A 24,437-nucleotide genomic window follows, 5' to 3' on the forward strand; every position below is an offset into this window, starting at 1 on the left:
CCGTCGGTGCGATGGTGTTGCCCGTTTTGCCACCATTCTTCGGTTTTGGGGGTGCCGTTCGGGTTATATTCGACGTATGCCGGCCCGTCTAGACGGTGGCGTTTATCGTCTAACCGCCAGTCCTCATATTTGATGGTTCCGTCTTCATAGTATTTAATGAAGGCCGGGCCATCTATCCGGTGCGCCCCTTGACTTTGATACCATTCTTCTTCTTCGATTGTGCCATCGGGGTAATAGTATGTGCAGGCAGGCTCGTTGTCGCGGCACAATTCCCCGTCTTTCCACCACTCTTCGTAGTCGATGGTGCCGTTTTCGCGATACCGTACACGGGCAGGACCATTCTCGCGGTGTATTTTCCCGTCGCTATTTAGCCATTCTTCGAGCCGTGGGCTACCGTTAGGGTAATATTCCACGACACTAGGTTTATCGCTACTGTTGTCGAGGTCTGCGGGGGCTGTGGCGTGGGTTTCCGGGGCGAACTGGCCGCCCTTGCTGGTGCCTTTGGGTTGTCGGTTACGGTTGTTGATGTTGGTGGCCATTTTGGGGCTCCTTTTCTGGGGGTGGCTAGTTTGTGGGTGGAGTGATTTGTTCCCCGTTTTCCCAATATTCTTCACGTTCGATGGTGCCATCGGGGTTATAGGCTATGTAGGCCGATCCGCCGATACGGTGTTTCTTCCCGTTTTGCCAATATTCTTCACGTTCGACGGTGCCGTCTTCCTGGCGTTCGGTTATGGCTGGCCCGTTTTCACAGTGGCGCTGTCCGCACTGGGCCCATTCTTCGATTCGAACGGTGCCTTTTTTGTCGTAGTAGATACTGGCTGGCCCGTCTGTACGGTGGGCTAGGTCACACCGGCGCCATTGTTCGATTTTGGTTTGTCCGTTTTCGTCATAGACTATTTTGGCGGGTCCATCTAACCGATGTAGTTGCCCGTTTTTGTACCAGGCTTCTTGTTCGATGCTACCGTCTTCCCGGTATTCGATACGGGCTGGCCCGTCCTCACGGTGTAGTTGTCCGTGTTGGAACCAGAGTTCGTATTCGATGGTTCCGTCTTTCCGGTAGGAAGTGTGAGCGGGGCCGTCGGTGCGGTGTAGCTGCCCGTGCTGGCACCATTCTTCGGATACAATGGTTCCGTTTTTATCATATACGGTGCAGGTTAGTTCATTATCGCGGTGGCATTTCCCGTCTTGCCACCATTCTTCGGTCATGACTTTGCCGTCTTCGTAGTAGTAGATGCAGGCTGGCCCGTCTGCCCTGTCGAGTTGCCCGTCTTCGTTGAGCCATTGTTCGGACTCTATAGTTCCGTTGGGGTAGTGATCTACGATGCTAGGGGGAGTGTCGCTGCTGGTGGTGTCCAAATCTGCGGGGGCTGTGGCGTGGGTTTCCGGGGCGAACTGGCCACCTTTACTAGTGCCTTTGGGTTGACGGTTACGGTTGGTAACGTTGGTGGCCATAATGTTTTGTTCCTTAGCTTGTTGAGGAAGTTTTTGTTGCGTGTTTGTTGTGTGCGGGTCAGAGACTGTCGCAACAGTCGGGTGTTTCGGTCGTGTCTGGTCCGGGCGGGTCTATGAGCATGTCGTTTTGCCACCATGCCCAAGATTCGATGTTTCCGTCAGGGTAGTACCAGGTTTCGGCTGGCCCGTCGGTGCGGTGGAGTTTCCCATTCTGATACCAGGCTTCGTAGAAGGGTCCGCCTTCATCGAAATAGGTGATTTCGGCGGGGGCACCGTCACGGTGTGGGTGCCCGTTTTGCCACCATTCTTCGGCTTGAATAGTGCCGTCGAGGTTGTATGTGATACGGGCGGGGGCATTGTCACGGTGCAGTTTCCCGTTCTGGCACCAGTTTTCTTCTTCGATTGTGCCGTCTTCGTTGTATGCGATGCTGGCGGGGGCATTGATGCGGTGCAGTTTCCCGTCTATTCGCCATTGTTCGTAGCTGACGTTACCGTCCGGGTCGTATCCGACGTATGCGGGTCCGTCTGTCCGGTGCATTTCGCCGCCCTCGTTACGCCATTCTTGAAAGCGGACTTTTCCGTCCGGATAGTGGGCAATAATGTCAGGAGACATGTGATTGTTGGTGACCATTTGGGGGCTCCTTTTTGCTCTGTGGTAGTCACCGTGTGGGGGGTCGGCTATTTTGTGGGTGGGGCGATTTTTTCCCCGTTTTGCCACCATTGCTCGAATTTGACGGCGCCGTTTTTGCCATAGTAGGTGTAGGCTGGGCCGTCTGTACGATGTGCCAGCCCGTGTCGATACCATTGCTCGCTGCTAGGTTTGCCGTCTTCTTGGTAGGATATTTCGGCTGGCCCGTCTAACCGATGTGGTTGCCCGTTTTTGCACCAGGATTCGTGGCTGATGGTGCCGTCAGGCCAGCGGCGGGTGGAGGCCGGGCCGTCCTCGCGGTCTAGCTGCCCGTTACGGTACCAGTCTTCTTCCGTCAAAATACCGTCTGGGCTGTAGTGGAGGTGGGCTGGGGCATTGTCGCGGTGGGGTTGCTCGTGTTGCCACCAGGATTCTGCTCGTATGGTGCCGTCGGGGTAGTATCCAACGTATGCTGGGGCGTTGTCGCGGTGGATATCGCCGTGTTGGAACCACACTTTTGCTTTGATGCTGCCGTCGTCATTGTATTTTGTTACGGCGGGGCCATCTATACGGTGTATTTCGTTATTTTCGTACCAGGTTTCTTCCTTGATGCTGCCGTCTTCGTAATAGTCGGTGGCGGCTGGGCCGCCGGTACGGTGTGTTTTTCCACGCTGATACCAGGATTCGTGTTTGATGGTTCCGTCTGTGTTGTATTCGATACGGGCTGGACCGTCGTCACGGTGCAGCTGCCAGCCTTGGAGCCAAAATTCGGTAGTGATGCTGCCGTTGGGGTTGTAGGATATGTAGGCTGGTCCGTCGGTACGGTGCCATTGCCCGTCTTTCCACCATTCTTCGGATTCGATGGTCCCGTCGGGGTAGTAGCGTATTTCTGCGGGTCCGTCTGTCCGGTGGAGTCGCCCTTTTTCGCGCCATTCTGCGGTTTGAGGGGTGCCATCAGGGTAGTATTCGACAATGTTAGTTAGTTCAGTATTGGTGACCATTTCGGGCTCCTTATTTTTGATGTTTTTCTGTATTGGACACCGTGTGGGGGCTATTTTCGGGTGGAGCGATTTCTTCCCCGTTTTCCCAATATTTTTCATATTCGATGTCGCCGTGTTCGTCGTAGCTTATGACAGCCGGGCCGTCTGTCCGGTGGCGTTTACCGTGTTGATACCAGAATTCGCCCGATACTGTGCCGTTTGGGTTGTAGTATGTGACTGCTGGCCCGTCGGTTCGATGGTATTGTCCGTTTTTGTACCATTTTTCTTGGCTTACGGCACCTTTTGGACCGAAATGTTCGATGACGGCAGGTCCATCGTCACGATGATATTTGCCGTTTTGCAGCCATTTTTCGCCTAGTTTTTTCCCGTCTGGGGCGTAGAAGATATAGGCAGGGCCGTCCTCACGGTGTAGTATTCCGTGCTGTCGCCACTCTTCGGTCGTGTATATGTTGCCGGTTGGGTAGTCTAGTTCGTGGGTGGTTATGGCTGGGCCGTCGTCGCGGTGTAGGTCCCCGTCCTGGTACCATTCTTCGCGTGTAACATCACCGTTTCTGTCGTACCTGATGCGTGCCGGCCCATTGTCACGGTGCAAATCTCCGTCTTGCCACCATTCTTCGACCACTTTTTTGCCGTCTGGGGCGTATTCGATACGGGCTGGCCCGTCGGTACGGTGAAATTCTTTGTTTTTACGCCATAGTTCGAGTTTGGGTTTGCCGTTAGGGTAGCGGGTGACAGTATCGGGCGGCGTACTGTTAGCAGTGTCTAAATCGTTGGGGGTTTCAGAGTGTTTTTCCGGCGCGAACTGGCCGCCTTTGCTTGTGCCTTTGGGTTGACGGTTGCGGTTGTTCACGTTGGTGGCCATTGTCGGGGCTCCTTTATGGGGTTGGGGTTGTTGCCGTGTTTTAGTGTGCGGGCGGTATGTAGAATTCCCCGTTTTTCCAATATTCTTCACGTTTGATGCTGCCGTTGGGGTTGTAGTCCACCCAGGCGGGGCCGTTCTCGCGATGGATTTCCCCATGTTGGCACCAGCATTCGGATTTGATAGCCCCGCCTGGGGCGTAGGATGTGTAGGCTGGCCCGCCGGTACGGTGCCGTTGACCGTCCTGCAGCCATTGCTCGGATTCGATACCGCCATGTAGGTTGTATTCGATATAGGCTGGGCCGTTTTCCCTATGGGGTTGCCCGTCCTGATACCAGGTTTCGGACATGATGGTTCCGTCCGGGGCATATTCGATAATAGCCGGCCCATTATCGCGATGGAACTGGCCGTTTTTGCACCAGAATTCTTTTTGAGGGTCACCGTTTTTGCTGTATTTGGTGATGGCAGGCTTGTCCTCTCGGTCGGTGATACCGTTGCGGTACCATTCTTCGTAGTCGATGGTTCCGTCTGGGCGGTAGCCGGTGCGGGCCGGCCCGTCCTCCCGGTCGAGTTTCCCATACCGGTACCAGACTTCTTCTTTGATGCTGCCGTTTTTGTTGTAAAAGATTTGGGCCGGTCCGTTCTCGCGGTGGGGTTGCCCTTTTTGTAGATATTCTTCGGATGTGATGACCCCGTCGGGGGCGTATTCGATAATGGCTGGCCCGTTATCGCGGTGGAATTGCCCGTTACGGTACCATTGTTCTTCACTGATGCTACCGTCTTTCCGGTATCGTATATAGGCTGGCCCGTCGGCGCGGTGGGTTTTGTTGTGTCGATACCATTTCTCGTATTCGATAGTCCCGTCTTCCCTGTAGGCTGTGCAGGCGGGGCCGTCGGTACGGTCACGTTTCCCGTTCAGGTACCAGAATTCGGTCTGTATAGTCCCGTTGGGGTAGTAGAAGATTTCGGTTGGCCCGTCTGTCCGGTGGCGTTTACCGTCCTTGTTGCGCCATTCTTCGTAGCGGATTTTTCTGCCGAGATAGTAGGAAACGATACTGGGGGGTGTGTGACTGGTTGTGTTGTTGGTGACCATTGTCGGGGCTCCCTTTTTTTGATGTTTTTCTGCATTGGTCACCGTGTGGGGGCTGGCTATTTTTGGGGCGGGGCGGTTTTTTCCCCATACTGCCACCATTGTTCACGTTTGATGCTGCCGTCGGGGTTGTAGTCCACCCAGGCTGGGCCGCCGTCTCGGTGTAGGTGTCTGTCGTGCCACCATTCTTCGGTCACGATTGTGCCGTCTTCGTTGTATGTGGTGATGGCGGGGGCACCGTCACGATGTAGTTTCCCGTTGCGCCACCATTGTTCTTTTTCGATTATGCCGTTCTCGAAATAGGTGATACTGGCGGGGGCATTGTCACGGTGCAGTTTCCCGTTTTGTCGCCATTGTTTGCAGTCGATGATACCGTCCGGGTCGTATCCGACGTATGCGGGCCCGTCTGCCCGGTCGAGTTCGCCGTCCTTGTTGCACCATGCTTCATAGCGGATTTTTCCGTTGGGGTAGCGGACTACAACGTTATGAGGCGTGCGATTGTTGATATTGGTGGTCATTTTGGGGGTTCCTTTCCGGGACTGGTTAGTGTACGGGGCGGGGCGATTTTTTCCCCATACTGCCACCATTCTTCATGTTTGATGGCGCCTTCTGGTCGGTAAACCGTGACCGCGGGGCCGTTCTCTCGGTGCTGTTGCCCATGTTGGTACCAGGTTTTTTGGTGGGGTTGCCCGTTCGGCCAATATTCGATACGAGCCGGCCCGCCAGTTCGATGTAGTTGTCCGTCTTGCCAGTATTCTTCGCACGAAACGGTACCGTAGGAGTAGCGGTCTGTGTAGGCCGGGCCGTCGGTACGGTGCCGTTGCCCGTTCTGGTACCATTCTTCGGTTTTGGGTGTCCCATTTTTGTAATAGTTTGTGCGTGCCGGTCCGTCTACCCGGTGGAGTTGCCCGGTTTTGTTGCGCCATTCCTCAAATTTTGGGACACACCTGCCATAATATTCAACAACATTGCGGTGTGCGCCGTTGTTGTCTTGACCGGCGGGGTGTTCACCAACGTTACAGGGCATGCTATTTCACGATCGGGTCGATAGGGGTGCCGTCCAAATACCATCGCTCAGACTCGACATTGCCGCATTCGTCGTATTTGATGACAGCAGGACCGTCTAACCGGTGCTTTTTCCCGTCCTGCCACCATTCTTCGGTATCGAGAGTGTTATTGGGGCGGTAGAACAAGTTGGCTGGGCCGTCTGTCCGGTGGCGTTTCCCGTCTTTGTACCATTCTTCTCCCCATACGGGGCCGTTTCCGGGCCGGACCACGATGGCTGGTCCGTCTTCCCGGTGGCGTTGCCCGTCCTGCCACCATTGTTCGATTTTGGTTTGCCCTTTTTTGTCCCGGTAGATAACTGCTGGGCCGTCGGTGCGATGTTTTTTCCCGTCTTGCCAATATTCTTCCGTATGGATAGTGCCGTCGGGGTAGTAGATTGTGCGCGCCGGCCCGTCGGTACGATGCTCTTTCCCGTCCTGCCAATATTCTTCTTGTTGAATGGTGTCATCGGGATAATAGAAGGTGCAGGCGGGGCCGTCTGCCCGGTCAAGGTTACCGTTCTTGTACCATTCTTCTGCCAGAAGGGTGCCGTCTTTTTTCCTGTATCCGATAACTGCTGGGCCGTCTGCCCGGTCGAGTTTCCCGTCCTCGTTACGCCACTGTTTCGTCTCTATAGTGCCGTCGGGATAGTAATGAACAATGCTAGGCTGCTCGCCTGTATCCAGATCATTTGGGGCGGCTGTGTGTGTTTCTGGCGCGAACTGGCCACCTTTGCTGGTGCCTTTGGGCTGACGGTTACGGTTACGGGTGGACATCTCAGGACTCCTTCTTTTGTCGAATGTTTTTTCCTGGTAGCCACCGTGTGGGGGCTACTGTCCCGGCGTGTCGGGTGGGGTGATTTCTTCCCCATCCTGCCACCATTCTTCTCGTTTTATGGTGCCGTCAGGGTTGTAGGACACGTAGGCGGGACCGTCTACCCGGTGGCGTTGCCCGTTCTGCCACCATTGCTCAGATTCGAGGGTTCCGTCTCGCCGATAGTCGGTGGAGGCTGGGCCGTTGTCGCGATGTTCTTGCCCGTCTCTATACCAGGCTTCGTAGCTGATGGTTCCGTCTTTCCGGTATTCGGTTTCGGCTGGGCCGTCCTCGCGGTGACGTTGCCCGTCTTTCCAATATTCTTCGCGGTAAATATTTCCGTTTTCGTAATAGTCGGTGCGGGCGGGGCCGTCGGTACGGTGGCGTTCCCCGTTTTTGCACCATTCTTCGAGGCGCGGGTCGCCATCCGGGTTGTAGGATATGTAGGCTGGGCCATCTATCCGGTGAAGTTCCCCATATCGGTACCATTCTTCGCTCTCAACGTTGCCGTTGTCGTCGTATCGGACGATTGCAGGCCCGTCTGTGCGGCGGAGTCGGTCGTTTTGCCACCATTCTTCGGCTTGAACAGTCCCGTCTTGCCGGTAGTCGATGACGGCGGGCGCCCCGTCACGGTGTAGTTCCCCGTCCTTGTTGCACCACTGTTCGGTTTCGACATACCCTTCGGGGGCGTGGATAACGGCGCTGGGTGCGTCACTGGCGTTGTCCAAATCGTTGGGGGCGGCCTCGTGGGTTTCCGGGGCGAACTGGCCACCTTTGCTAGTGCCTTTGGGTTGGCGGTTGCGGTTGTTCACGTTGGTGGCCATTGTCGGGGCTCCTTTCTTTTTGATGCTTCTTGTGTTGCTTACCGTGCGGGGATTATTGTTTCGGTGGGGCGGATAGTTCGTTGTGTCGCCACCATTGCTCAGATTCGATGTCGCCGTTTTCGTCATATTCGACGATGGCTGGACCGTTGTTGCGGTGGAGTTTCCCGTTTCGCCAATATTCTTCGTGGTCGATGTTGCCATCCTGGTTGTAGTATGTGACGGCGGGGTCGTTTTCTCGGTGGCGTTGCCCGTCCTCGTACCATTCTTCGGCCATGATTGTCCCGTCTGGGGCATATTCGATAACGGCGGGGCCGTCGGTACGGTGATATTGTCCGTTTTGACGCCATTCTTGTTTCTTGATGCTGCCGTCTTTGTGATAGATCGCGGCGGCGGGTCCGTCTGCCCGGTGGGGTTTTCCGTCTTTGCACCAGTCTTCGCGTTCGATGTTTCCGTCTTCTCGATAGGCTATGATGGCCGGGCCGTCATCGTGGTGTTCTTTCCCGTCTTTGTACCAGGTTTCGATTTGCGGGTTGCCGTTTTCGTAATATTTTTTGAAGGTGGGGCCTCCATCGTCGCGTCGGTATTTCCCGTTGATGCGCCATTGTTCTGATTCGATGTTGCCGTTTTCGAAATAGGTGATTTTTGCGGGGCCGTCGGTGCGGTGATATTTGCCGTTTTGGCCCCATTCTTCGAGCCGTGGGTTGCCGTTTTCGTAGCGTCGTATGTTGGCTGGTCCGTCTTCCCGATGCCATTGCCCGTCCTGCCACCATTGCTCGTGTCTGATGCTGCCGTCTGGTCCGTATATTATGTCGGCTGGGCCGTCATTGCGGTGGTATTCTCCGTTTTGGTGCCATTCTTCTTTTTTGATGGTGCCGTCGGGGTTGTATGAGGTTTTGGATGGGGCGCCTACACGGTGTGGCTGCCCGTTGCGGTACCATTGTTCAGATTTGGTGGTTCCGTCTTGCCAGTATTCGATGGAGGCTGGGCCGTCGTCGCGGTGGGTGTAGCCGTTTTTGTACCAACGTTCGGAGCTGATATTACCGTCTGGGTTGTATTCGATGAAGGCTGGCCCGTCTGCACGGTCGAGGTCGAAGTTGCTGTCGACCCATTGTTCGCGTTTGGGTTTGCCGTCGGGATAGGAGTGAACAACGTCAGGGGCCGCGTTGCCGGCGCTGTCCAAATCGTCGGGGGCTGTGGCATGGGTTTCTGGGGCGAACTGTCCGCCTTTGCTGGTGCCTTTGGGCTGACGGTTACGATTGTTTATATTGGTGGACATTTCGGGGCTCCTTTCTGGGGGGGCGGCGACTATTTTCCGGGTGGAGCGATTTCTTCCCCGTTTTCCCAATATTCTTCACGTCTGGTGCTGCCGTCGGGGTTGTAGTCCACCCAGGCTGGGCCGTCGGTACGGTGGTATTCCCCGTTCTGACACCAGCATTCGGATTTGGTAGTCCCGTCGGGGTTGTAGGATGTGTAGGCCGGGCCGTCGGTACGGTGTCGTTGCCCGTTTTCGTACCAGGTTTCGGTTTTGGTTGCCCCGTTTTTGTAGTAGGTGATTAGGGCTGGGTTGTCGTCGCGGTGGCGTTTTTCGTTTTTGCACCATATTTCGGCTTCGATATTGCCGTTTCCGTAATAGCGGGTGGTTGCTGGCCCGTTTTCGCGGCACCATTCTCCGTTATTGTGCCAGTGTTCTTCTTTGACTTGTCCGGTGGTGTTATAGATAGTGAAAGCGGGACCGTCATCGCGGTGTAGGAGTCCGTTTTGTCGCCATGTTTCGGATTCGATGTTGCCGTTTTTGTGATAGCTAGTGGTGGCTGGGCCGTTGTCGCGGTGGACTAACCCATTTTTAGACCAGGATTCGGATGCAATGCTTCCGTCTTCTCGGTAGATCGTGGTGGATGGTCCGTCGTCGCGGTGGGGCTGTCCGTCTTTGTTGCGCCACAGTTCGGTTCGGGGTTTCCCGTTGGGGTAGCGGGTAATAACACTCGGGGGCGTGCTACTAGTGGTGTCCAGGTCGTTGGGGGTTTCCGTGTGTGTTTCTGGCGCGAACTGGCCGCCTTTGCTGGTGCCTTTGGGTTGGCGGTTACGGTTAGCAGTGTTGGTGACCATTTTGGGGGCTCCTTTTCTGGGGGTGGTTATTTTTGGGGTGGGGTGATTTCTTTCCCGTCCTGGAACCATCGCTCGAATTCGACGGAGCCGTCTGGGTTGTAGTCCACCCAGGCAGGCCCATCATCGCGGTGGAGTTTCCCGTTTTTCCACCAGGATTCTTCTTGTGCGGTGCCGTTTTTCCAGTAGTCGGTGGCGGCTGGGCCGTTTGTCCGATGCCGTTGCCCGTTCTGCCACCACAATTCGGTTTCGATGCTTCCGTCTGGGGTGTAGTTTACCCAGGATGGCCCGTCGGTACGATGGCGTTTACCGTTCTGCCACCATTGTTCTGATTCGATGGTTCCGTCTTTCCGGCGTTCGGTTATGGCGGGTCCGTCCTCGCGGTGGCATCTTCCGTGCTGGATCCAGGCTTCGGTAGTGGGGTTCCCTTTTTTGTCGTAGAACGTTCGGGCTGGGGCTCCGTCTCGGTGCATTACCCCGTTTCGCCACCATCCTTCTTCACTGACGGTGCCGTCCTCACGATACCGTATGTAGGCTGGTCCGTCTGTGCGGTGGAGGTCATCGTTTTTGTCGTGCCATTCTTCGAGTTTTGGGTTGCCGTTGTCGTAGTATTTCGCGACGCTGGGGGATGTGTCGCTACTGGTGGTGTCCAGGTCGTTGGGGGTTTCCGTGTGTGTTTCTGGCGCGAACTGGCCACCCTTACTTGTGCCTTTGGGTTGACGGCTACGGTTGTTGATGCTGGTGGACATGACGGTTCGTTCCTTTTGTCTGGCTGGGGTTGTTGTCGTGTTTTAGTGTGCGGGGTCGGTTTCCACCAGTTCCCCCACGTTGAGCCCAGAACCATATTTGGCACAAACCCGCAAAGCCCTTGGCAGGGTTGCGGAATCGAAAATCGAGACTTTGTTCGCTGTGTCCAGGTCGCGTTCGTCAATCTGAATACAGGTCGCGACCCTACTGCCACCGTCTTGCTGGTTGAGTTGTTCGAGGGCTTCGATGATGGTTGCTGCGCCCGCAAACGGATCCAACACCCGCAGCCCGGTCCTGCCGTCGGTGGTGATATGGATCCATTTGGCTAACAGTTCGGGATTTTTCGGGCAAGAAAACCCACTGTCTCCTAACTGTATTGATAGTTTTCGAGTGGCGGCACTACGGCGGGCAATATCCAACGATGTTGGTGTCTCTAGGCAGTGTTCGTCTAGGTAGATGCGTCTGGCCGGGGATAGTGTGTCGTCTGGTCCGAAGTCGGTTTCGTCACGACCTGCCCACGTGTTCCAGGTGGCGGCGGGCATGCGCCAACCCCACTCGTCCGGCATCCAGATTTTCCCAGTCGGAGCCGTAATCGGATACTGGTAGTGTTTGGTGCCTCTCGGCCCGTTTATCGGCCCCCGCCGGTAGAGGCGGCCTTCAAGCGTGAACCATTTGTATTCGCGTAGCCGCCAAATCTCCGGTTCGCTCCGGTGTTCCCGGTACCATTCCCGCATAGTTTGGGAGGCTGTGTCTGGCTGTAGCCAGTGTTGTTTCCAAACATGTTCGGCTTTTTTGAGGACCGTGCCGGCTCCCGGTTTGGTTACACGCCACCTGACACCGCTGCGCCTATATTTTTTGGCGCGGGTCATGTAGATGAGTAAATATTCGTGCCCGACCGACACGAGTTGTGCCCCTGGCCTGACTGAGCCTTGACAAATAATAGTAGCAATGAACCCGCCAGGGATAGCCTTGTCGAGGATGGTGCGGGCTTGGATTATCCGATTGTCGTCTATCGACACCAAAACAGGACACGCCCGTTTAGGGTCTAATAGTTTGACTGTGTTTTCGACGATGTTTGAGAATAGGTTGCACCATTGGGTGACGGTGAGACTGTCGGAGTAGGTGAGTTTTTGTGACCCGGTAGCGTATGGCGGGTCAAGATAGGCCAGATCGTAGCAGTCGCTGCCTGTGAGCAGGGGTAGTACTTGTTGGGAGTCGCCTCGGATTAGGCTGTGTGCCCCGTCCACATAAGGGGCCTGCCACATGATGTGTTCTATCATTGTAGGTCTCCTATCCCTATACCGAGGTCGATTTCGCCCAAATCTGTGACCGGTTCGGGGCTGGGGGTGGGGGTGTTGATGATTTTGCCTTCGAACGCGGTGGCTTCTTCAGTCTCGAACCGGGCGATATCTAGTTCGAGCCGGGCGCCAACGGGCCGGACTTGCTGTAAATGTTTCGGTAGGGTCTCTAGCGGGTCGCCGTCGTCGGGATACCAGGATTGGATTATTGAAGTAGCGCCGGTGACGGATTCGAATATGCCGCGTCCTTTCGGTACGAACGTGCCTAGTTCGGGGGCGGTGTCTGGGGAGCGTAGCGCGGACTGTTTTTCCCCATATGTGGCGTTGCCGAGCAGGATGCGTCCTAGGTTGGTGCGTAGGACTTCTCCGCCTTTTACTTGGTCGAGGGTTTTCGCGGTCACCCGCTGCCCGGCCAGGAGGATGTGTATTCCGGCGGAGCGTCCTTGCGCGGCGAGGTTGCCGGTTATGGCTCCTATGGTTTTGGAGCCGGTGAAGGCTTGTTCGGCTTCTATGTGTGTTTGGATGGTTTCTGGCGTGTTGTCAGCGGGTTGGTCTGGTTTGGGCATGGTTACTGCCGAGTTGAACTCGTCTATGACCAGTAGTAGTTCTGGGGGTTTTTGGTCGGGTGGTAGGTGGTAGATGTCTTGTACTCCGGCTTTTCGGTACAGGTCGAAGCGGCGGTTTTGTTCGGCTTTGACGGCTTTGATGGTGGCGGTTGCGTCGTCCCAGCTGGTGGCTACGTGTACGCACCAGGGTAGGTAGCATTTGAAGTCTGCGGCTTTTTTGATGGGGTCGATGATGACGACTTCCCAGTCGCGGGCCAGGAGGGGGTATAGGAAGGTTTGGGCGAAGGTGGATTTGCCGCCGCCGGTGGTGCCTACTACTAGCAGGTGGGGGTCTGAGTTGGGGTCCCAGCATACGGGGGCTCCGTCTACTCCGGTGGCGAACGGGTAATGTTTTTCGGTTAGGGCGAGGTCCCAGTTGAAGGGGGCGGGGAATGGCATGGGGTCGGTTTTGCAGGCCAAAACCTCGATTTGGGACGGCACATTGTCGGGTTTGATTTGTATGAATTGGTTGCCGGTGGCTCCGGTGAGTTTCTTTTCGGCCCGGCGGGCATCGTTAACGTCTAGGCCGGGGGGTAGTTTGAAGATGAGCCGTTCGACTTTATGGTTGGTGGGGAGGAACCCGGTTTCTACCGGTTCGGGGAGCGCCCCGTTTATGGTGACGCCACAGGCTTCCCAGGCGGCGGCCCATTCTACGTTTTGTAACATTTGGAGGTCTTCAGGGTCGACTATTTGGGTGTCCCTATAGTGGGCTCCGGCGATGAGGACACATTGGGAGGGGTTGGGGCCATCTTGTATGGCGCGTATCCAGGGGCATTGGATGGCTGCCCCGATTTGTTGCGCGTTTTTGCGGATGAGGGGGACAGTTAGGGAGTCGTAGAGTCTGAGCCGGATTTCCCAGAGATGCTTCCCTGCGGTGGGTGCGGTTAGGGGGCGGGCTTGGATGAGTTCGGGGCGGGGGAGTTTTGTTGCGTCGAAGGCCCGGTTTATGGCCCCCGCGAGGATCCATTCTTGGGCGGTGGTGTCGTCGTTGCGGGGCGGGGTGAGGCTCATTGGTGAGGTGGGGATTTGTTGGTTGGACCAGCGTAGGACTATGCCTTGGGGGTGCCGGTCGCCTTTGTGTCCGTTTGGGGGTGTGAATCCGACTATGGATACGAAGGGGGCTCCGCCGAGTACGGTGGCGATTTTGGGTTCGAGTTTGAGGAAGATGGAGGGGGGTATGCCTTGTCGGGTGGCGAAGGGTAGTGAGGTGAGGTAGGCGTGGGGGTTGTTGAGGGTGGCGGTTTGGCGTAGGTGGGATTGGGGTGTGGGCGGGTTTATGGAGCCGACTTCTTTTATTCCGTCCCACCGGTTGCGCCATATGTTTTCTTCGAGGTTGTCTTGCCAGAATTGTTGGACTCCGGTGGGGCCAGCATATTTGCCGTTTTTGAGGTTACTGATTTGGTTGTAGAAGTCGGTTTGGGTGTTGATGCCCATTGTTTGGGGATTGGCGAGTAGTCCGAGGTGGGTGTAGCGGGGGTCGTAGGTTATGGGGAGGCCGGATATTGCGATGTTGGGGAGTATTTCGGTTTTGAGGGTTTCTTCGGGGATGCCTATCACGGTGTAGCACCAGGCGGGTGTTCCGTCTAGGTTTTTGGCAACATTGTCGTCGGGGGTTTCGCTAGTGTTTTCGGGGGTTTCGTTGGGGTTGTTTGGGGTGTTGTTGTTGGGGGTTTTGGTAACATTTTCGGGTTTTTTGGTGAGTTGGTGGACCCACCAATATTTGTCTGTTTCTACTACCGGCTCGTCTTCGGGAGATACGAGGCTGATACTGTTTACTAGGATGCGGCTGCCGGGGGAGAGGCTGTCGCAGGCTGACGCTATCTCACAGTCGATAGCCAACCGGACTGTCTCAATATCTGCCGGCTGGGTTAGGTCGGGTTCTTCGGTCCAGACAGCGACCCTAAATTTTCCAGGATCGGTGTTGTTCCAGTCGATGTTGCCTTCCCGGCTGGTGACTGGTGAGGCGAGGACTACCGCGTTGTATCCTGCACCGAGTAGTGGCGCGATGCGGGTGGATAGGCTGATATAGGTTTCGGCGGTGGTGGGGGCTATCGCCATAAATTCGTCTACCGTGTAGGGGCCTGTGGTTTGGTGGGAGACGTGTACGGGCGGTATGTCTTTAGGGGCGAGGTTTTGCCACATGGCTTCCCACATGGTTGCCGACTTTTCTTCTTCCTTCCATTGTTCTAGGGCACGGCTGCGGCAGGCTACGGCTTCTATTGTGAGGACAGTGAGGGCAGCTGTGGTGAGGCCGTATGTCCAGGTGGGGAGGAGCATTGAGGGTAGCCACGGTAGGGTGACTATAGTTAGCGTCACAATGGTTGCGACCCCCACAACTACACCTGCAATGGCGCTAACAATGTGGATGATGGTGTGGTTTTCGGCAGCGTGTTTTATAGACAGGGCAGGCTTCGGGTTTTGCCCCGATGCTTTACGGATCGCGAACGTGACACTCAACCAAACATGAGCCACCAGTAGAGGCGAAACAAGAACCCCGGTGCTGGTCCATGTTGGGTCTACCGGCGCTAAAGTAGCCAAAACAACAATAGGGAACACGGCCAACCAGGAGAGGTTTACGTGTTTCCCGGGCAACAGTTGGGGGCCGGGCAGGAGGAGCCTGGTTAGGACTTGTCTGCAGGTTTGGTAGCGGCGGTTACGTGTTTCCTCGTCCCCGATAGGGGTAGCCAACCCTTGTTTGTCTTTAGGCCCCGTGTATTGGACTTTCGGCTCCAACACACACACGGTTATGGCTGCCGCGAACAGTAGCCCGCCTAGGGGGATACCGAAATATGTGCCACCAGCGACCACGACTACGGTCCCGGCTAGGAGCGGGTAGAAGATGGATTGTGGGGTTTGTTTGACGGCGGCCACTATGCTTCCCCCCTATCTTGCGGGTTTTTGTGTTAGTTGGGCGAGTGTTCCTTCAAGTAGCGGGTTCGCGGGCCGGTTGAAACCGTGACGGTCAAGCCAACCATCTAACCTGACGGCGGGGATAATGTTTGCGCCCGGCATGCGGGCGAACATAGTGTTGACCTGTCCTTGGCTGGAGGACGACCAGGCAGCAACCAGACAGACGATTGTGGCGTCCAGCCGGTGGGCGGCCAAAAATTTTGTTACCCCGTTTCTACCCATGAGCATGGTTTGTTTGTCCAGGTGGGGCACTCGGGTTAGGCCGCGGAAACTTTTAGAAAACACGGTCCAGTAGGTTCCGGGTTTCCATACTTTCGAGTCGAGGATGAGTATCCGGGTGTCGGCGATTATCAGGTGGTCGATGTTTGCCCGATATTTTGGGTCGAGGCCGGGGATCATGATGTCGTGGATGATGGTGGGGCCGGAGGGTGTGGCGGCTTTCTGGTTGAGGATTTGGGCGGTGCGGAGTTCTCCTTCACGGCCCAGGTCTGCGACTTGCTGGTTTTTGGCCCAGGTTTCGGCGTGTTGTAGCCCACCGCCGGGGGTTCCATATATTCGTCCCATGATTATGCGATGACGGTGAGGATGATGCGGACGGTGAGGATGATGGCGAGGATGATCATTATGGCGAATAGGGCTCCGCTGTGTTTGTGTAGGTAGGTGCCGATTTCGTTTTTTCGATTGTCGAGGTCGTCGGTGTTTTTGCCCATGATTGTGTCTCCTAGCTTTTTTTGGCGTGTTTCTAGGAGTGTTATTGTGTGCGGGCAGATTTTCGGGAAGTTTTAAAGACCTACAAAGGGTGATTTTCGGTAAGAGAGAACGAGAGCCGGAACAGTCGGCACAGCCCGCATGGCAAAAGCCGCCCGGCTAGATGGACGGCTCCAGATTCTCCTTCAGCACCTGGCTGACGAGATACACGTATTCTAGCTTAAAGAGGGATCTCCTCGGAAGACCCGCCTGAAAAACGGTCACATTCCGGGCACGATAACCGTAAATGTCAACACAATCCACACTGCTGCCATCAGCACGACGAGTGCAGCTTCCCGCATTGACCCGGCATCGCCCAGCAATGGTATACGTATTGTGGGCGGGAGGGGACGGAACACCGCCACCCCTTTCGTCGTCAAAATGTCGCCCAAAAGATGAACCAGATAGCCTCCACCGACCACAACAGTCAACCAGAGCGGGTCAGGCACCAACACCGCAGCCCCCGCAGCCACCATCGCAGCGACAGACAGAACAACCCACCGGTTCATCCCAGTTAATGCCGCCAACCCCAACCCCATAGCTATAAACACGACCAGGAAACCTATCGGATATATGGTCGCACCCGCCACTTGGAGTGTCCATAGTCCGGCTCCCCAGCAGGCGGCCGCAACCAGGCCCGCAGCCCAAACTGTGTGTGTCCCATGCCTGTGCCCGCCGGACACGGCACCGATAATGTTCACGATAGGGCCGAACGTTTTCGCCGCCCTAGCGTTGGGGTGGTCAGCGTCGGCCATCACTGCCGCACCTGCCGCTAACAGGCATGACATGGTGTAGGTTTGCGGGTTGGGGGCGATGAGTGCGGGCTGGAACGCTGCCACAACCGATGCAGCTGTGGCCCCCGATATGGCGTGCGCGTGTCCCATCATGGCGACTATCAGTCTCCGTATTTGAGTTCGTAGGCGAGTTCGCTCCGATATTCTTCGGCTAGTTCGCGCTGATAGTCTTCATCGTCGAGACGCAGGTCGTGAATCAGATCAGGAACAATATCGTCCACGCTCCAGCCGAATTTTTCTTCAGTCACCTGCCCCATACCTTCGGCCAGTTCTCGATCCCAACCGAGGTTGTTGAACGCATCCTGGAGGGCTTTGAAAACTTTTTCCCGTTTCCATCCCTCGTTTAGGGCTTTCCCATCCACACAGTCGAACACGCCCTGATCAATGCCTTCATCGAGTGCGGGTTCGGCAATGTTACGGTCGTGGGAGGCTTGCTGGGTGTAGAGTTGTTCTTCCCAGTCGTCGAGGTCGGTCGATGCGGGGTAGGGTTTTGCCGTGAATCGTCCATCATCGCCGTGATGGTTGCCGTGCGGGTCAATCATGGGTTTTCCTCCTTCAAAAGGGTTCCTGAAGGAGTGTTTGTGTGCGGGGGCTACAGTTTTTGTTTGACTTGTCCCCAGATGAGGGTTGCGGCCGCCCACCAAGACTCATACGGTAACAGTCTTGTGTCTTGTGTTAGTTGGGCGAGGCGAACAATATCGTCACCATATTTTTCGAGCGTGCCCCATGACGGCCCCGTTTTCGTGTCCGTGATGGCCGCAGCAATAACCTGCCCAGAATAGATGGCTTGAAACAGGGCCCCTTGGGTGGATGGTTTAGCCGTGACTTGTAGATTGTTTTCCCTACACCATGCCCAAAACGGTGGCGGGGCTGGCGTGTTCGCGGTGTTGGCAGGGTAGGCGTTCGGGTCGGGGATTAGCAGGTTCGCAGTAGCATCCAACTGTAGCATTGTAGAGTCTGCCGGTACGAGAATAAAACTGTCCCCCGGGGTCACATGGTTGGGGTTGATGAACGTGTAGCCGTCAGTGATCCAGGTTTGTTGAGGATTCACATACAGTACACTCTCCCCTGCCTGGGTGGTGTTTGTTTCAAACAGGCTCATTTTCCAGGGTTGCGGCGTTTTCATCACTGTTCACTGTTTTTTACGAGTTTCAGGCGGGGCGTGTTTTGTTGCTTGGCGGGTTGGGGCGGGTCGAGTTCTTTAGGTGCGAGACTCTCGGGGTGCCGCCCGTCTTCTATCATGTTTCGCCACACGGAGAGAACATTGTAGGCTGCGGAGATTACGCCACGGGTTTCTGCCCAAAACTCGGTTTCTTTGACGGGTTCTTTGGTTTTGTTACGGGCCGGGTTGGGTGTGTCGTATAGCCGGTCGATGGACTTGACTACGTGTTCTAGGATGTCGGCGGCTTTGGTGGTGTTCACATATATGTAGGAGAGGTTTTGGGCGTTGGGGGTCCATTCGTCGTACATGAGGGGCGGATGGTCGTATAGGGGCGCGAAGTATAGCATTAGGTCGCTCCAGGTTTTCATGACACTACCTTTTGTACAGTCTTTTTGTAGCACCCACAGGCCGGCGGCGTAATCTAGGTGCCATTCTTGCCCCCACGTGTCCCAAACTATGGTGAGGTCTTCGGGGGGCTGGATGTTGATTAGGGTGAATATTTCTTGGGACATTACCGGCTTCTTTCTTTGTTTTTTGCTCCTGTTTTGGGGGCGTGTTCTTGGGTGAGGGAGTAGACGGTGGCGACCTGGTTGAGGTGTCGTTCTAGGGCTGAGATTGGGTATCTGGTTTGGATGGTGGCTCCGTTGGTGAGCATTAGGGTGGTGCCTCCGGGGCTCACATATGCGACGATGATGTGGGCTGTGTTGATGATGATGGGGGTTTTTGTGTCTTTGGGTTGTAGGGTGATGAATGTTTCCACGGCGACTCCCTGTGTGCTTGTTTTTTCGACTGTTTTGTCTTGGGTCACCGTGTGGGGGGTTAGAATTCTTCTTCGGAACGTAGGGACCCGTATGCGCCTGGGGAGGCATAGATTTTGTTGATGTGCGGGTTGACGGTGAGGTCTTCGTGGATTTGGGGTTTGGTTTCGGAGCCTTGCCATTGATAGTAGCGTCCTAGCGCGGTACCAAGATCCCCCAAAAGATACTGCCGATATTTACTACGAACAGTGTCTACTTCGCCATCGAAATCTACCAATGCGTCGAGGAATCGTTGTTGTTCTTCTTTGGAAAACTCTTTATACGCATAGTTGGTGGCGAGGGCTATTTTCGTTAGCGAACGAGCCTGATAGATAGGCAAATCGGGTGGGTTGTCCGGGTAGTGTAGCAGGTACCATTCTTGGGCTTGGTCGTAGGTGTCGTTCCAGGCTTGGAGTTCTTCCGCATGCCGCCCGCCAGCATACCTGAGCGGATTTTTCTGGTCGGGGCGCGGGTTATCTTTCACCCACTGCTCCATCTGGGCACGCGCATAATCGTTGACTTCTTTACAGTTGTCGTGAATATGCCGGTAGAGGGATCGGGCCATTCCGATAACATGCTCGGGCACGGGTTCTTGCAGATAGAACGTGATGAGTTCTTCCGTATTAGAGCAATGCGGCGGGTAAATAAGTGAGCCTTCCGACCGGTTTCGGGGGAAGGACGTGAAGTCGAGTTGTCCTTCGTCGGTGACAAAAGGCCGCCATTTTCCGTGTTCGTCTCTCGGCTGGTTCTGGTTCATTCTCATCGCCCCTATGCACCTATTCCTTTCTGTTTAGTCTACCGATAATGTCTGGTCATGCTTGGGGTTTGGAGGTTTTTTCTCCAGCCCCTTTTATGGGGTCGTCCCCGTTGTGGTGCCGTCCGCGCCTGGACATGAACCTGGGGGGTTCAGGTTGGGCAGATAACGGTAGGTTGGGGGTTTGCGGTTCTTGGGTTGTGGGTGACGTAGGCTGCGGGGTCGGAACCTCCGGTGACTGCGGAACAGACCCTACCGGTGGCTGTGGGGCTGGTGTTTGTACCACGGGCATCGCGACGGGTGCGGTTTCAACGCTTGGAGCCTGTGGGGTTTGCGGGGTCGGCGGGGTAAATATGGGTGGAGCATCTTGAACCTGATTAGTAGCAGATGCCTGTGTTTCTTGCGCCAGCCGTTTAGCGTCATTTTCCATTTCTATCTTCTGGTTTGCCAACGCCTGTTTCGTGTTTTCGATTTCGGTTTGTTGGCGACGCAGCGTCTGGTCTGTCGTGTCCGTGTCAGCCTGGGCGACCCCGGTCATAGCCTCAGCCATAGTCTGCGCCCGTGGTTTACCGTCCTCCTGTTTGCCGGAGTTCTGGGCCGCTATGGTATCCATATGGGCCTGGATTTGGGCGTTTTCCCGCTGCTTCTTTTCCTGGTGCGTATCGGCCATGTCGCCGAGGAAACCGGTGACGGTCGCGGTAGCGTTTGAACTGTCGTGGCTGACGGTACCGGTTTTTTCTCGTACCGTAGTGTTGGTTTCGGGGACAGCATTGTTGCGGGGTTTTTCTCCCACCGGTATGCCGGTGTTGGGGGCTTTTTCTTCCGTCACGGGTTTCGGTTCAGCGTCTGGTTTAGGCGCGGCTTGTGCCGTCTCTTGTGGGGTTGTGCTCTTCACGTCGGGGCTATCCATACCCTGTTTCGCGGCATTGCCGCCGGATTTTTCGGCCTCTCCGCCAACACCACCAGCAGGCCCCCCATCCACACGACGAGCATCCGGCACACCAACCACACCCAAACCATGCTCCTCCAACCAAGCCGCATGCTCCTTACGCACCTTAACCGAACGCTCCCGCAAACCATCCGACATCTTCGACATAGACTTACGCAACGAATTCACACCCATAGCCGGCCCCGCAAACATACCTACGCCAGGAATCAGCGACCCCGCGACGGTAGCAGCCGCCGCCTTCGCACCGGCACCAGCCACACCCAAACCGGCCTTACCGACAGTCTTCACCCCAGAAACCGCCACAGACGGCAGACGGGCGAAGCGATCCGCCCCGGTCAAAGCCGCCTTACCAATAGTCTTAGCCCCCACCACAATCTTCCGGCCCGTGCTAGTAGGCTGAGCCGGCGCGGACGCACGCAAACTATCACGTACACCATCCACACTATGCTTAGAAAGAATCTCCCGGCCGCGCACAGCCTTTTCTTTGACCGCAGCCATGTCTCTCATGAATACGGCCCTGTTAGAGTTCGGGTGCATTTCGGCAAACATCTTCTGCTCCTCAACAAACCCAGACAGTCTGTCGGCTATACCCCTGCCACTGGTCTCGCCAGGTGTCGCCAAAACGGGAGCCGCCAACAAGCCGCCCCCTACCTCAACCTGGTTAGCGTTCAACAAGCCTGCCTCGCCAGACTTAGCCCCAACTGTGCCCGAAACCTGGGCGGAAGCCGCACGAATCTCGCTTGCAGAACCGGACTTGGCCTCCACGTCAGAGACTTTCACCGGGCCTGAAACGTCCGCCCCCTGTGCAGACATCTTCGGGCTACCCTCAATCTCCACACCATCCAAACCAATCTTGCCAGACCCTTTAGCCCCATCAATATTAAAGTTCGGAGTCTCCCCAGTAACCGTAGGTTTAGCCTTCGCCTTAGACCCTATAGTCAAAGAATCCGCACCATCAGAACCCCCAGACCCGGCAGAACGAACCCCCGAAATAACCTTACCCAAAGCCTTCGTCTGTGCGCGTCGCTCCAAACTATGCAAACCACGCGACAAAGCACGAGACGCCATGCCCGAACCGGCCAAAGCCGCCCCACCAACACCAGCAACAGAACCAGCCCAAGCCAACGCCCCCTTCGGGGTAAACATGTTCGGCAGCTTAAACACCTTCTTGAACAAGAAATTGACCGCCAAAATAGCCAACATAGGCGACATACCCACCCACAAAATCAGAAACACACCCGACCCAGACAGCATGGTTTCACCCATAGCAATAATCGCCTGAGTAATAATCAACAACATGGCCATCAGGGTCAAAGCGATAGCCGAAATCATAGAAAACGACAGCCATGCTTTCGCCAACTGTTTCAACTTCTCGCCCGTGTTCACGGTCGGAATCAAGGTAGCAGCCAGCAGGAAAAATATGGCCACCCCCATAATGAACAGAATCAGTTTCGACGCGATAATCGCCAACGCCAGTAGGGCAAACGTGATAAAAACACACAGGCCGGAGAAAAGATAGGTTAGCCCTGCGGCGACCGGAGCCCCAGGGTTGCCGGCCCCATGCAGGCTGATAATATATTCTGCCGCCCCAGGGTCTTTCACTTCCTTTTTGATTTTTCCGTTGTCGTCCCACCAGTCGAATTTTGCGTCCGCTGTCGGATCCAAAAAGTTGGCCACCCACCCTATAACCGGCATACTTTTCACTGCTGTTTCGGCTTTTTGTAGAGTGCTTGGCGGGTTCCACCATTCTTGGCATGCCTTCGGAAGGTTACAGTTGCCCAAAAGTCCTGCGCATGTGTTGGAGAAATAGGCCGGGTTTTGTTTCGCCCCTTTCGACGTGGTGACATGACCGGGGTCGAATGAGCCACCACCCCGCATAGTACAGGCCGCCCACCCCACGGCAGCAATATCAATCTTTGTTTCGTTAGAGTCATCGAACGCTATAGCGTCCGCACGTGCCCCTTTAGCCCCCGCCCTATCTACTAGGCGCACATGTTCGCTACGCGGACGGTTACTCATCATTTCCACCACGTGGCACCAGGAGCGTTCAGAATACGGTTGTACTTCGGGGGATGCCCCGAATTGGACTATTGACCAGGCTTTAGGGCCTACAGATTCCCATATCATTGACATGGCTAACGGCATTGCTGCCCCGACCTTCTCAGCCTGCCCAGTTTTGGATAGGTAGTCTTTACGCATCGCGTTTATCATGGCTTGGCAGCTTAACGGGTCGTTTTGGGTTTCTCGTTTTTGTTGCGCCATAACAGCTTTCAGGGGTGCTTCGGTGATAGCGGAGGCGACAGTGCCGATAGCGTCGTCTATCTGTCTGGTTATCCATGCTGGGGAGAATTTGCCGGGATGGTAGGTGGTGCCGGTTGTGCCCCCACCTGTTGAGGCTCTCGACCCGGTGATGAATATACCGATGAGGGCGATTACTAGGAGTCTGGTGCCGACCTGGCGCACTATCGCCATCATGCCTTCGCGTCGGGCGGTCCATAGGGACGCGCCGAGGACGAACACGATAAAGATGACTGCGATGGATGCGCCGCCTGCCGAGCCGATGATGCCTTCTCCGACGGTGGCGGCGATACGGTCGAGTTGGGCCGAACCGGCGGTGGTCATGTCTGCGGTGGCTGCAGTGGCGACTAGGGAGGTTGCTAAAACCCATAGAGTGTTGCTGAACCCCATGAGTGTCCCGCCGATGAATAGTTGGGCGGATTCGAGGGGTCGGGCGACAGGCAAGCTACGGCGGGAGTGGAATCCGCCCATTGTTCCAGCCCAACGGTTGAGTGGCAGGAGTTGCCCGGTGGCAGAGTCGGCGGCAACAATCTTGTCGGAGTAGTCTTCTGCCGGCACCATGTTGGGGACAGTCTGGCTGACGGTTTCAGGAAGGAGGTTCCCGACCGTTACCGTACTGGGGGCGGGCTGGTTGGGGATAGCGTAGGCACCATAGGCTGGCAACACTATCAGTATTGCTAGTGTGACGAGAATGATTGTTGAGACGAGTCCAGGTTTTTCCCGCATAACAGGCTACCTATCCCTCTCTATAAGGTTGGATGAGTATTGGTTTTCAGATTGGTGCCCATTTGGTTTGCATCAAATCCACAATCACGGGGGATTCTTTAGCTTCCACCACGATGCAGGGTTGGGCCAGGTTCGGGTTGAACGGGCGACCGCAGTACAGAATCTTGCCTGTGGCCGATTTCCTTTTCACAAGGAGCCGCTCGTAGGGGCGCAGTTGCATGCCTTTAGTGGAGCGGAATGTTACCGCGAACGCCCCTAGCATGGCTGAGGCGGGGAAGGCGATAATCGCCCACGGTCCGATGAAGAACGCGAACATGGTGGCGATTGGTGCCCCCGCTAACAGTCCGACCACGATTCCCCAGAAGGCGCGCCGGCTCATTTCGAAGGTCGCAACCTCTGTAGTACGGTCAGCCCCAGCACCCTTACCGATTATTTCGGTAAGGGTGTACACCTTGGGGATGTTGATGTTGATGTCGGCCATGTTAGGCGATCATGTGCAGGAACTTGGCCAGGACGTCGATAAGAATATCGAAGATGGCTAGGAATGCGGGAATAATTACTTTCGGGGATGCACAAATACCAGCGATTACGGTGGTGATTAGTAGGCCTTGGGTGAGTTGTGGGTTGCCTCCACCTTTACGTTTGGACCACAGGTAGCCCACTAGGGCTAGGACTAGGATGATTACGCCCACGACCGCCAACGGGGTGAGAATCGGGTTCAACATTTCTGTGATTTTGTTCCACCCGTTGACGAGGTTGCCGGTGGGGACGATTGTGGGGATAGTAGTCATGGTTCTTCTACCTTTCTTGAATAGAGTTGGCTACTTTGTCACCTA

General features: G+C 55.6%; 26 protein-coding genes. All 26 read right to left on the reverse strand.

All coding sequences use genetic code 11. The features are described 5' to 3' along the window. Nucleotides 1–539 (reverse strand): toxin-antitoxin system YwqK family antitoxin (locus Q0V70_RS03935; RefSeq protein ID WP_297588634.1); only part of this gene is annotated, 539 nt, incomplete at its 3' end. Nucleotides 540–564: 25 nt separating this feature from the next. Next, on the reverse strand, nt 565–1,452 hold the full coding sequence (locus tag Q0V70_RS03940) for a toxin-antitoxin system YwqK family antitoxin (RefSeq protein ID WP_297588635.1): 888 nt from the start codon (nt 1,450–1,452) through the stop codon (nt 565–567). Nucleotides 1,453–1,510: 58 nt separating this feature from the next. After that, entirely contained in the window at nt 1,511–2,083 is a 573-nt protein-coding gene (locus Q0V70_RS03945; protein ID WP_297588636.1) for a toxin-antitoxin system YwqK family antitoxin, read from the reverse strand. Nucleotides 2,084–2,130: 47 nt separating this feature from the next. Next, on the reverse strand, nt 2,131–3,081 hold the full coding sequence (locus Q0V70_RS03950) for a toxin-antitoxin system YwqK family antitoxin (RefSeq protein WP_297588637.1): 951 nt from the start codon (nt 3,079–3,081) through the stop codon (nt 2,131–2,133). Nucleotides 3,082–3,091: 10 nt separating this feature from the next. Beyond that, entirely contained in the window at nt 3,092–3,943 is an 852-nt protein-coding gene (locus Q0V70_RS03955) for a toxin-antitoxin system YwqK family antitoxin (RefSeq protein ID WP_297588639.1), read from the reverse strand. A 40-nt stretch (nt 3,944–3,983) separates the two neighbouring features. Further along, complete coding sequence (locus Q0V70_RS03960) at nt 3,984–5,033, reverse strand: toxin-antitoxin system YwqK family antitoxin (RefSeq protein ID WP_297588641.1); 1,050 nt, start codon at nt 5,031–5,033, stop codon at nt 3,984–3,986. Between the two features lie 56 nt (nt 5,034–5,089). Continuing rightward, a complete protein-coding gene (locus Q0V70_RS03965; protein WP_297588643.1) occupies nt 5,090–5,548 on the reverse strand; it encodes a toxin-antitoxin system YwqK family antitoxin in 459 nt (152 codons plus the stop codon). Continuing rightward, nucleotides 5,545–6,057: a toxin-antitoxin system YwqK family antitoxin gene (locus Q0V70_RS03970; RefSeq protein ID WP_297588645.1), complete on the reverse strand. Its 513-nt coding sequence runs from the start codon at nt 6,055–6,057 to the stop codon at nt 5,545–5,547. Before Q0V70_RS03970 ends, Q0V70_RS03965 begins: the two co-directional genes overlap by 4 nt. A 1-nt stretch (nt 6,058) precedes the next feature. After that, the gene (locus tag Q0V70_RS03975; RefSeq protein ID WP_297588647.1) at nt 6,059–6,850 is read right to left on the reverse strand and encodes a toxin-antitoxin system YwqK family antitoxin; all 792 of its coding nucleotides are present in this window, start codon (nt 6,848–6,850) and stop codon (nt 6,059–6,061) included. A gap of 54 nt (nt 6,851–6,904) precedes the next feature. After that, complete coding sequence (locus Q0V70_RS03980) at nt 6,905–7,711, reverse strand: toxin-antitoxin system YwqK family antitoxin (RefSeq protein WP_297588649.1); 807 nt, start codon at nt 7,709–7,711, stop codon at nt 6,905–6,907. 52 nt (nt 7,712–7,763) lie between these two features. Continuing rightward, the gene (locus Q0V70_RS03985) at nt 7,764–8,987 is read right to left on the reverse strand and encodes a toxin-antitoxin system YwqK family antitoxin (RefSeq protein ID WP_297588651.1); all 1,224 of its coding nucleotides are present in this window, start codon (nt 8,985–8,987) and stop codon (nt 7,764–7,766) included. Between the two features lie 29 nt (nt 8,988–9,016). Continuing rightward, nucleotides 9,017–9,817 carry a toxin-antitoxin system YwqK family antitoxin gene (locus tag Q0V70_RS03990; RefSeq protein ID WP_297588653.1) on the reverse strand — a complete coding sequence of 267 codons (801 nt, stop codon included), beginning with the start codon at nt 9,815–9,817 and terminating at the stop codon, nt 9,017–9,019. 26 nt (nt 9,818–9,843) lie between these two features. Further along, nucleotides 9,844–10,563 carry a toxin-antitoxin system YwqK family antitoxin gene (locus Q0V70_RS03995; protein ID WP_297588655.1) on the reverse strand — a complete coding sequence of 240 codons (720 nt, stop codon included), beginning with the start codon at nt 10,561–10,563 and terminating at the stop codon, nt 9,844–9,846. Nucleotides 10,564–10,605: 42 nt separating this feature from the next. Then, nucleotides 10,606–11,841 (reverse strand): DNA methyltransferase, encoded by a 1,236-nt coding sequence (locus Q0V70_RS04000; protein ID WP_297588657.1) that lies wholly within the window; start codon nt 11,839–11,841, stop codon nt 10,606–10,608. Beyond that, on the reverse strand, nt 11,838–15,335 hold the full coding sequence (locus Q0V70_RS04005; RefSeq protein ID WP_297588659.1) for an FtsK/SpoIIIE domain-containing protein: 3,498 nt from the start codon (nt 15,333–15,335) through the stop codon (nt 11,838–11,840). The genes Q0V70_RS04000 and Q0V70_RS04005 overlap by 4 nt, the downstream gene beginning before the upstream one ends. A gap of 12 nt (nt 15,336–15,347) precedes the next feature. Then, complete coding sequence (locus Q0V70_RS04010; RefSeq protein WP_297588661.1) at nt 15,348–15,938, reverse strand: nuclease-related domain-containing protein; 591 nt, start codon at nt 15,936–15,938, stop codon at nt 15,348–15,350. Nucleotides 15,939–15,940: 2 nt separating this feature from the next. Further along, entirely contained in the window at nt 15,941–16,084 is a 144-nt protein-coding gene (locus tag Q0V70_RS04015) for a hypothetical protein (RefSeq protein ID WP_297588663.1), read from the reverse strand. Nucleotides 16,085–16,342: 258 nt separating this feature from the next. After that, nucleotides 16,343–17,008: a metal-dependent hydrolase gene (locus tag Q0V70_RS04020; RefSeq protein WP_297588665.1), complete on the reverse strand. Its 666-nt coding sequence runs from the start codon at nt 17,006–17,008 to the stop codon at nt 16,343–16,345. 8 nt (nt 17,009–17,016) lie between these two features. Further along, nucleotides 17,017–17,457, reverse strand: a complete 441-nt coding sequence (locus Q0V70_RS04025) for a hypothetical protein (RefSeq protein WP_297588667.1) — start codon at nt 17,455–17,457, stop codon at nt 17,017–17,019. A 50-nt stretch (nt 17,458–17,507) separates the two neighbouring features. Then, the gene (locus Q0V70_RS04030) at nt 17,508–18,041 is read right to left on the reverse strand and encodes a hypothetical protein (RefSeq protein ID WP_297588669.1); all 534 of its coding nucleotides are present in this window, start codon (nt 18,039–18,041) and stop codon (nt 17,508–17,510) included. After that, the gene (locus Q0V70_RS04035) at nt 18,041–18,589 is read right to left on the reverse strand and encodes a hypothetical protein (RefSeq protein WP_297588671.1); all 549 of its coding nucleotides are present in this window, start codon (nt 18,587–18,589) and stop codon (nt 18,041–18,043) included. The genes Q0V70_RS04030 and Q0V70_RS04035 overlap by 1 nt, the downstream gene beginning before the upstream one ends. Further along, entirely contained in the window at nt 18,589–18,837 is a 249-nt protein-coding gene (locus tag Q0V70_RS04040; protein WP_297588673.1) for a hypothetical protein, read from the reverse strand. The genes Q0V70_RS04035 and Q0V70_RS04040 overlap by 1 nt, the downstream gene beginning before the upstream one ends. 59 nt (nt 18,838–18,896) lie before the next feature. Beyond that, nucleotides 18,897–19,631 (reverse strand): hypothetical protein, encoded by a 735-nt coding sequence (locus Q0V70_RS04045; protein ID WP_297588675.1) that lies wholly within the window; start codon nt 19,629–19,631, stop codon nt 18,897–18,899. Between the two features lie 55 nt (nt 19,632–19,686). Then, nucleotides 19,687–23,601, reverse strand: a complete 3,915-nt coding sequence (locus tag Q0V70_RS04050; RefSeq protein ID WP_297588677.1) for a hypothetical protein — start codon at nt 23,599–23,601, stop codon at nt 19,687–19,689. Nucleotides 23,602–23,647: 46 nt separating this feature from the next. Further along, the gene (locus Q0V70_RS04055) at nt 23,648–24,082 is read right to left on the reverse strand and encodes a hypothetical protein (RefSeq protein ID WP_297588678.1); all 435 of its coding nucleotides are present in this window, start codon (nt 24,080–24,082) and stop codon (nt 23,648–23,650) included. 1 nt (nt 24,083) lies between these two features. Beyond that, the gene (locus tag Q0V70_RS04060) at nt 24,084–24,392 is read right to left on the reverse strand and encodes a hypothetical protein (RefSeq protein ID WP_297588681.1); all 309 of its coding nucleotides are present in this window, start codon (nt 24,390–24,392) and stop codon (nt 24,084–24,086) included. Nucleotides 24,393–24,437 lie beyond the last annotated feature (45 nt).

Source organism: uncultured Mobiluncus sp. (genome assembly GCF_947087965.1).
Classification (GTDB): domain Bacteria; phylum Actinomycetota; class Actinomycetes; order Actinomycetales; family Actinomycetaceae; genus Mobiluncus.

Excerpts from the sequence above, each read along its gene's own strand:
- Q0V70_RS03940 (WP_297588635.1), bottom strand. The coding sequence starts at position 1,452 with ATGGCCACCAACGTTACCAACCGTAACCGTCAACCCAAAGGCACTAGT.
- Q0V70_RS03945 (WP_297588636.1), bottom strand. The coding sequence starts at position 2,083 with ATGGTCACCAACAATCACATGTCTCCTGACATTATTGCCCACTATCCG.
- Q0V70_RS03950 (WP_297588637.1), bottom strand. The coding sequence starts at position 3,081 with ATGGTCACCAATACTGAACTAACTAACATTGTCGAATACTACCCTGAT.
- Q0V70_RS03955 (WP_297588639.1), bottom strand. The coding sequence starts at position 3,943 with ATGGCCACCAACGTGAACAACCGCAACCGTCAACCCAAAGGCACAAGC.
- Q0V70_RS03960 (WP_297588641.1), bottom strand. The coding sequence starts at position 5,033 with ATGGTCACCAACAACACAACCAGTCACACACCCCCCAGTATCGTTTCC.
- Q0V70_RS03965 (WP_297588643.1), bottom strand. The coding sequence starts at position 5,548 with ATGACCACCAATATCAACAATCGCACGCCTCATAACGTTGTAGTCCGC.
- Q0V70_RS03970 (WP_297588645.1), bottom strand. The coding sequence starts at position 6,057 with ATGCCCTGTAACGTTGGTGAACACCCCGCCGGTCAAGACAACAACGGC.
- Q0V70_RS03975 (WP_297588647.1), bottom strand. The coding sequence starts at position 6,850 with ATGTCCACCCGTAACCGTAACCGTCAGCCCAAAGGCACCAGCAAAGGT.
- Q0V70_RS03980 (WP_297588649.1), bottom strand. The coding sequence starts at position 7,711 with ATGGCCACCAACGTGAACAACCGCAACCGCCAACCCAAAGGCACTAGC.
- Q0V70_RS03985 (WP_297588651.1), bottom strand. The coding sequence starts at position 8,987 with ATGTCCACCAATATAAACAATCGTAACCGTCAGCCCAAAGGCACCAGC.
- Q0V70_RS03990 (WP_297588653.1), bottom strand. The coding sequence starts at position 9,817 with ATGGTCACCAACACTGCTAACCGTAACCGCCAACCCAAAGGCACCAGC.
- Q0V70_RS03995 (WP_297588655.1), bottom strand. The coding sequence starts at position 10,563 with ATGTCCACCAGCATCAACAACCGTAGCCGTCAACCCAAAGGCACAAGT.
- Q0V70_RS04000 (WP_297588657.1), bottom strand. The coding sequence starts at position 11,841 with ATGATAGAACACATCATGTGGCAGGCCCCTTATGTGGACGGGGCACAC.
- Q0V70_RS04010 (WP_297588661.1), bottom strand. The coding sequence starts at position 15,938 with ATGGGACGAATATATGGAACCCCCGGCGGTGGGCTACAACACGCCGAA.
- Q0V70_RS04015 (WP_297588663.1), bottom strand. The coding sequence starts at position 16,084 with ATGGGCAAAAACACCGACGACCTCGACAATCGAAAAAACGAAATCGGC.
- Q0V70_RS04020 (WP_297588665.1), bottom strand. The coding sequence starts at position 17,008 with ATGATGGGACACGCGCACGCCATATCGGGGGCCACAGCTGCATCGGTT.
- Q0V70_RS04025 (WP_297588667.1), bottom strand. The coding sequence starts at position 17,457 with ATGATTGACCCGCACGGCAACCATCACGGCGATGATGGACGATTCACG.
- Q0V70_RS04030 (WP_297588669.1), bottom strand. The coding sequence starts at position 18,041 with ATGAAAACGCCGCAACCCTGGAAAATGAGCCTGTTTGAAACAAACACC.
- Q0V70_RS04035 (WP_297588671.1), bottom strand. The coding sequence starts at position 18,589 with ATGTCCCAAGAAATATTCACCCTAATCAACATCCAGCCCCCCGAAGAC.
- Q0V70_RS04045 (WP_297588675.1), bottom strand. The coding sequence starts at position 19,631 with ATGAACCAGAACCAGCCGAGAGACGAACACGGAAAATGGCGGCCTTTT.
- Q0V70_RS04050 (WP_297588677.1), bottom strand. The coding sequence starts at position 23,601 with ATGCGGGAAAAACCTGGACTCGTCTCAACAATCATTCTCGTCACACTA.
- Q0V70_RS04055 (WP_297588678.1), bottom strand. The coding sequence starts at position 24,082 with ATGGCCGACATCAACATCAACATCCCCAAGGTGTACACCCTTACCGAA.
- Q0V70_RS04060 (WP_297588681.1), bottom strand. The coding sequence starts at position 24,392 with ATGACTACTATCCCCACAATCGTCCCCACCGGCAACCTCGTCAACGGG.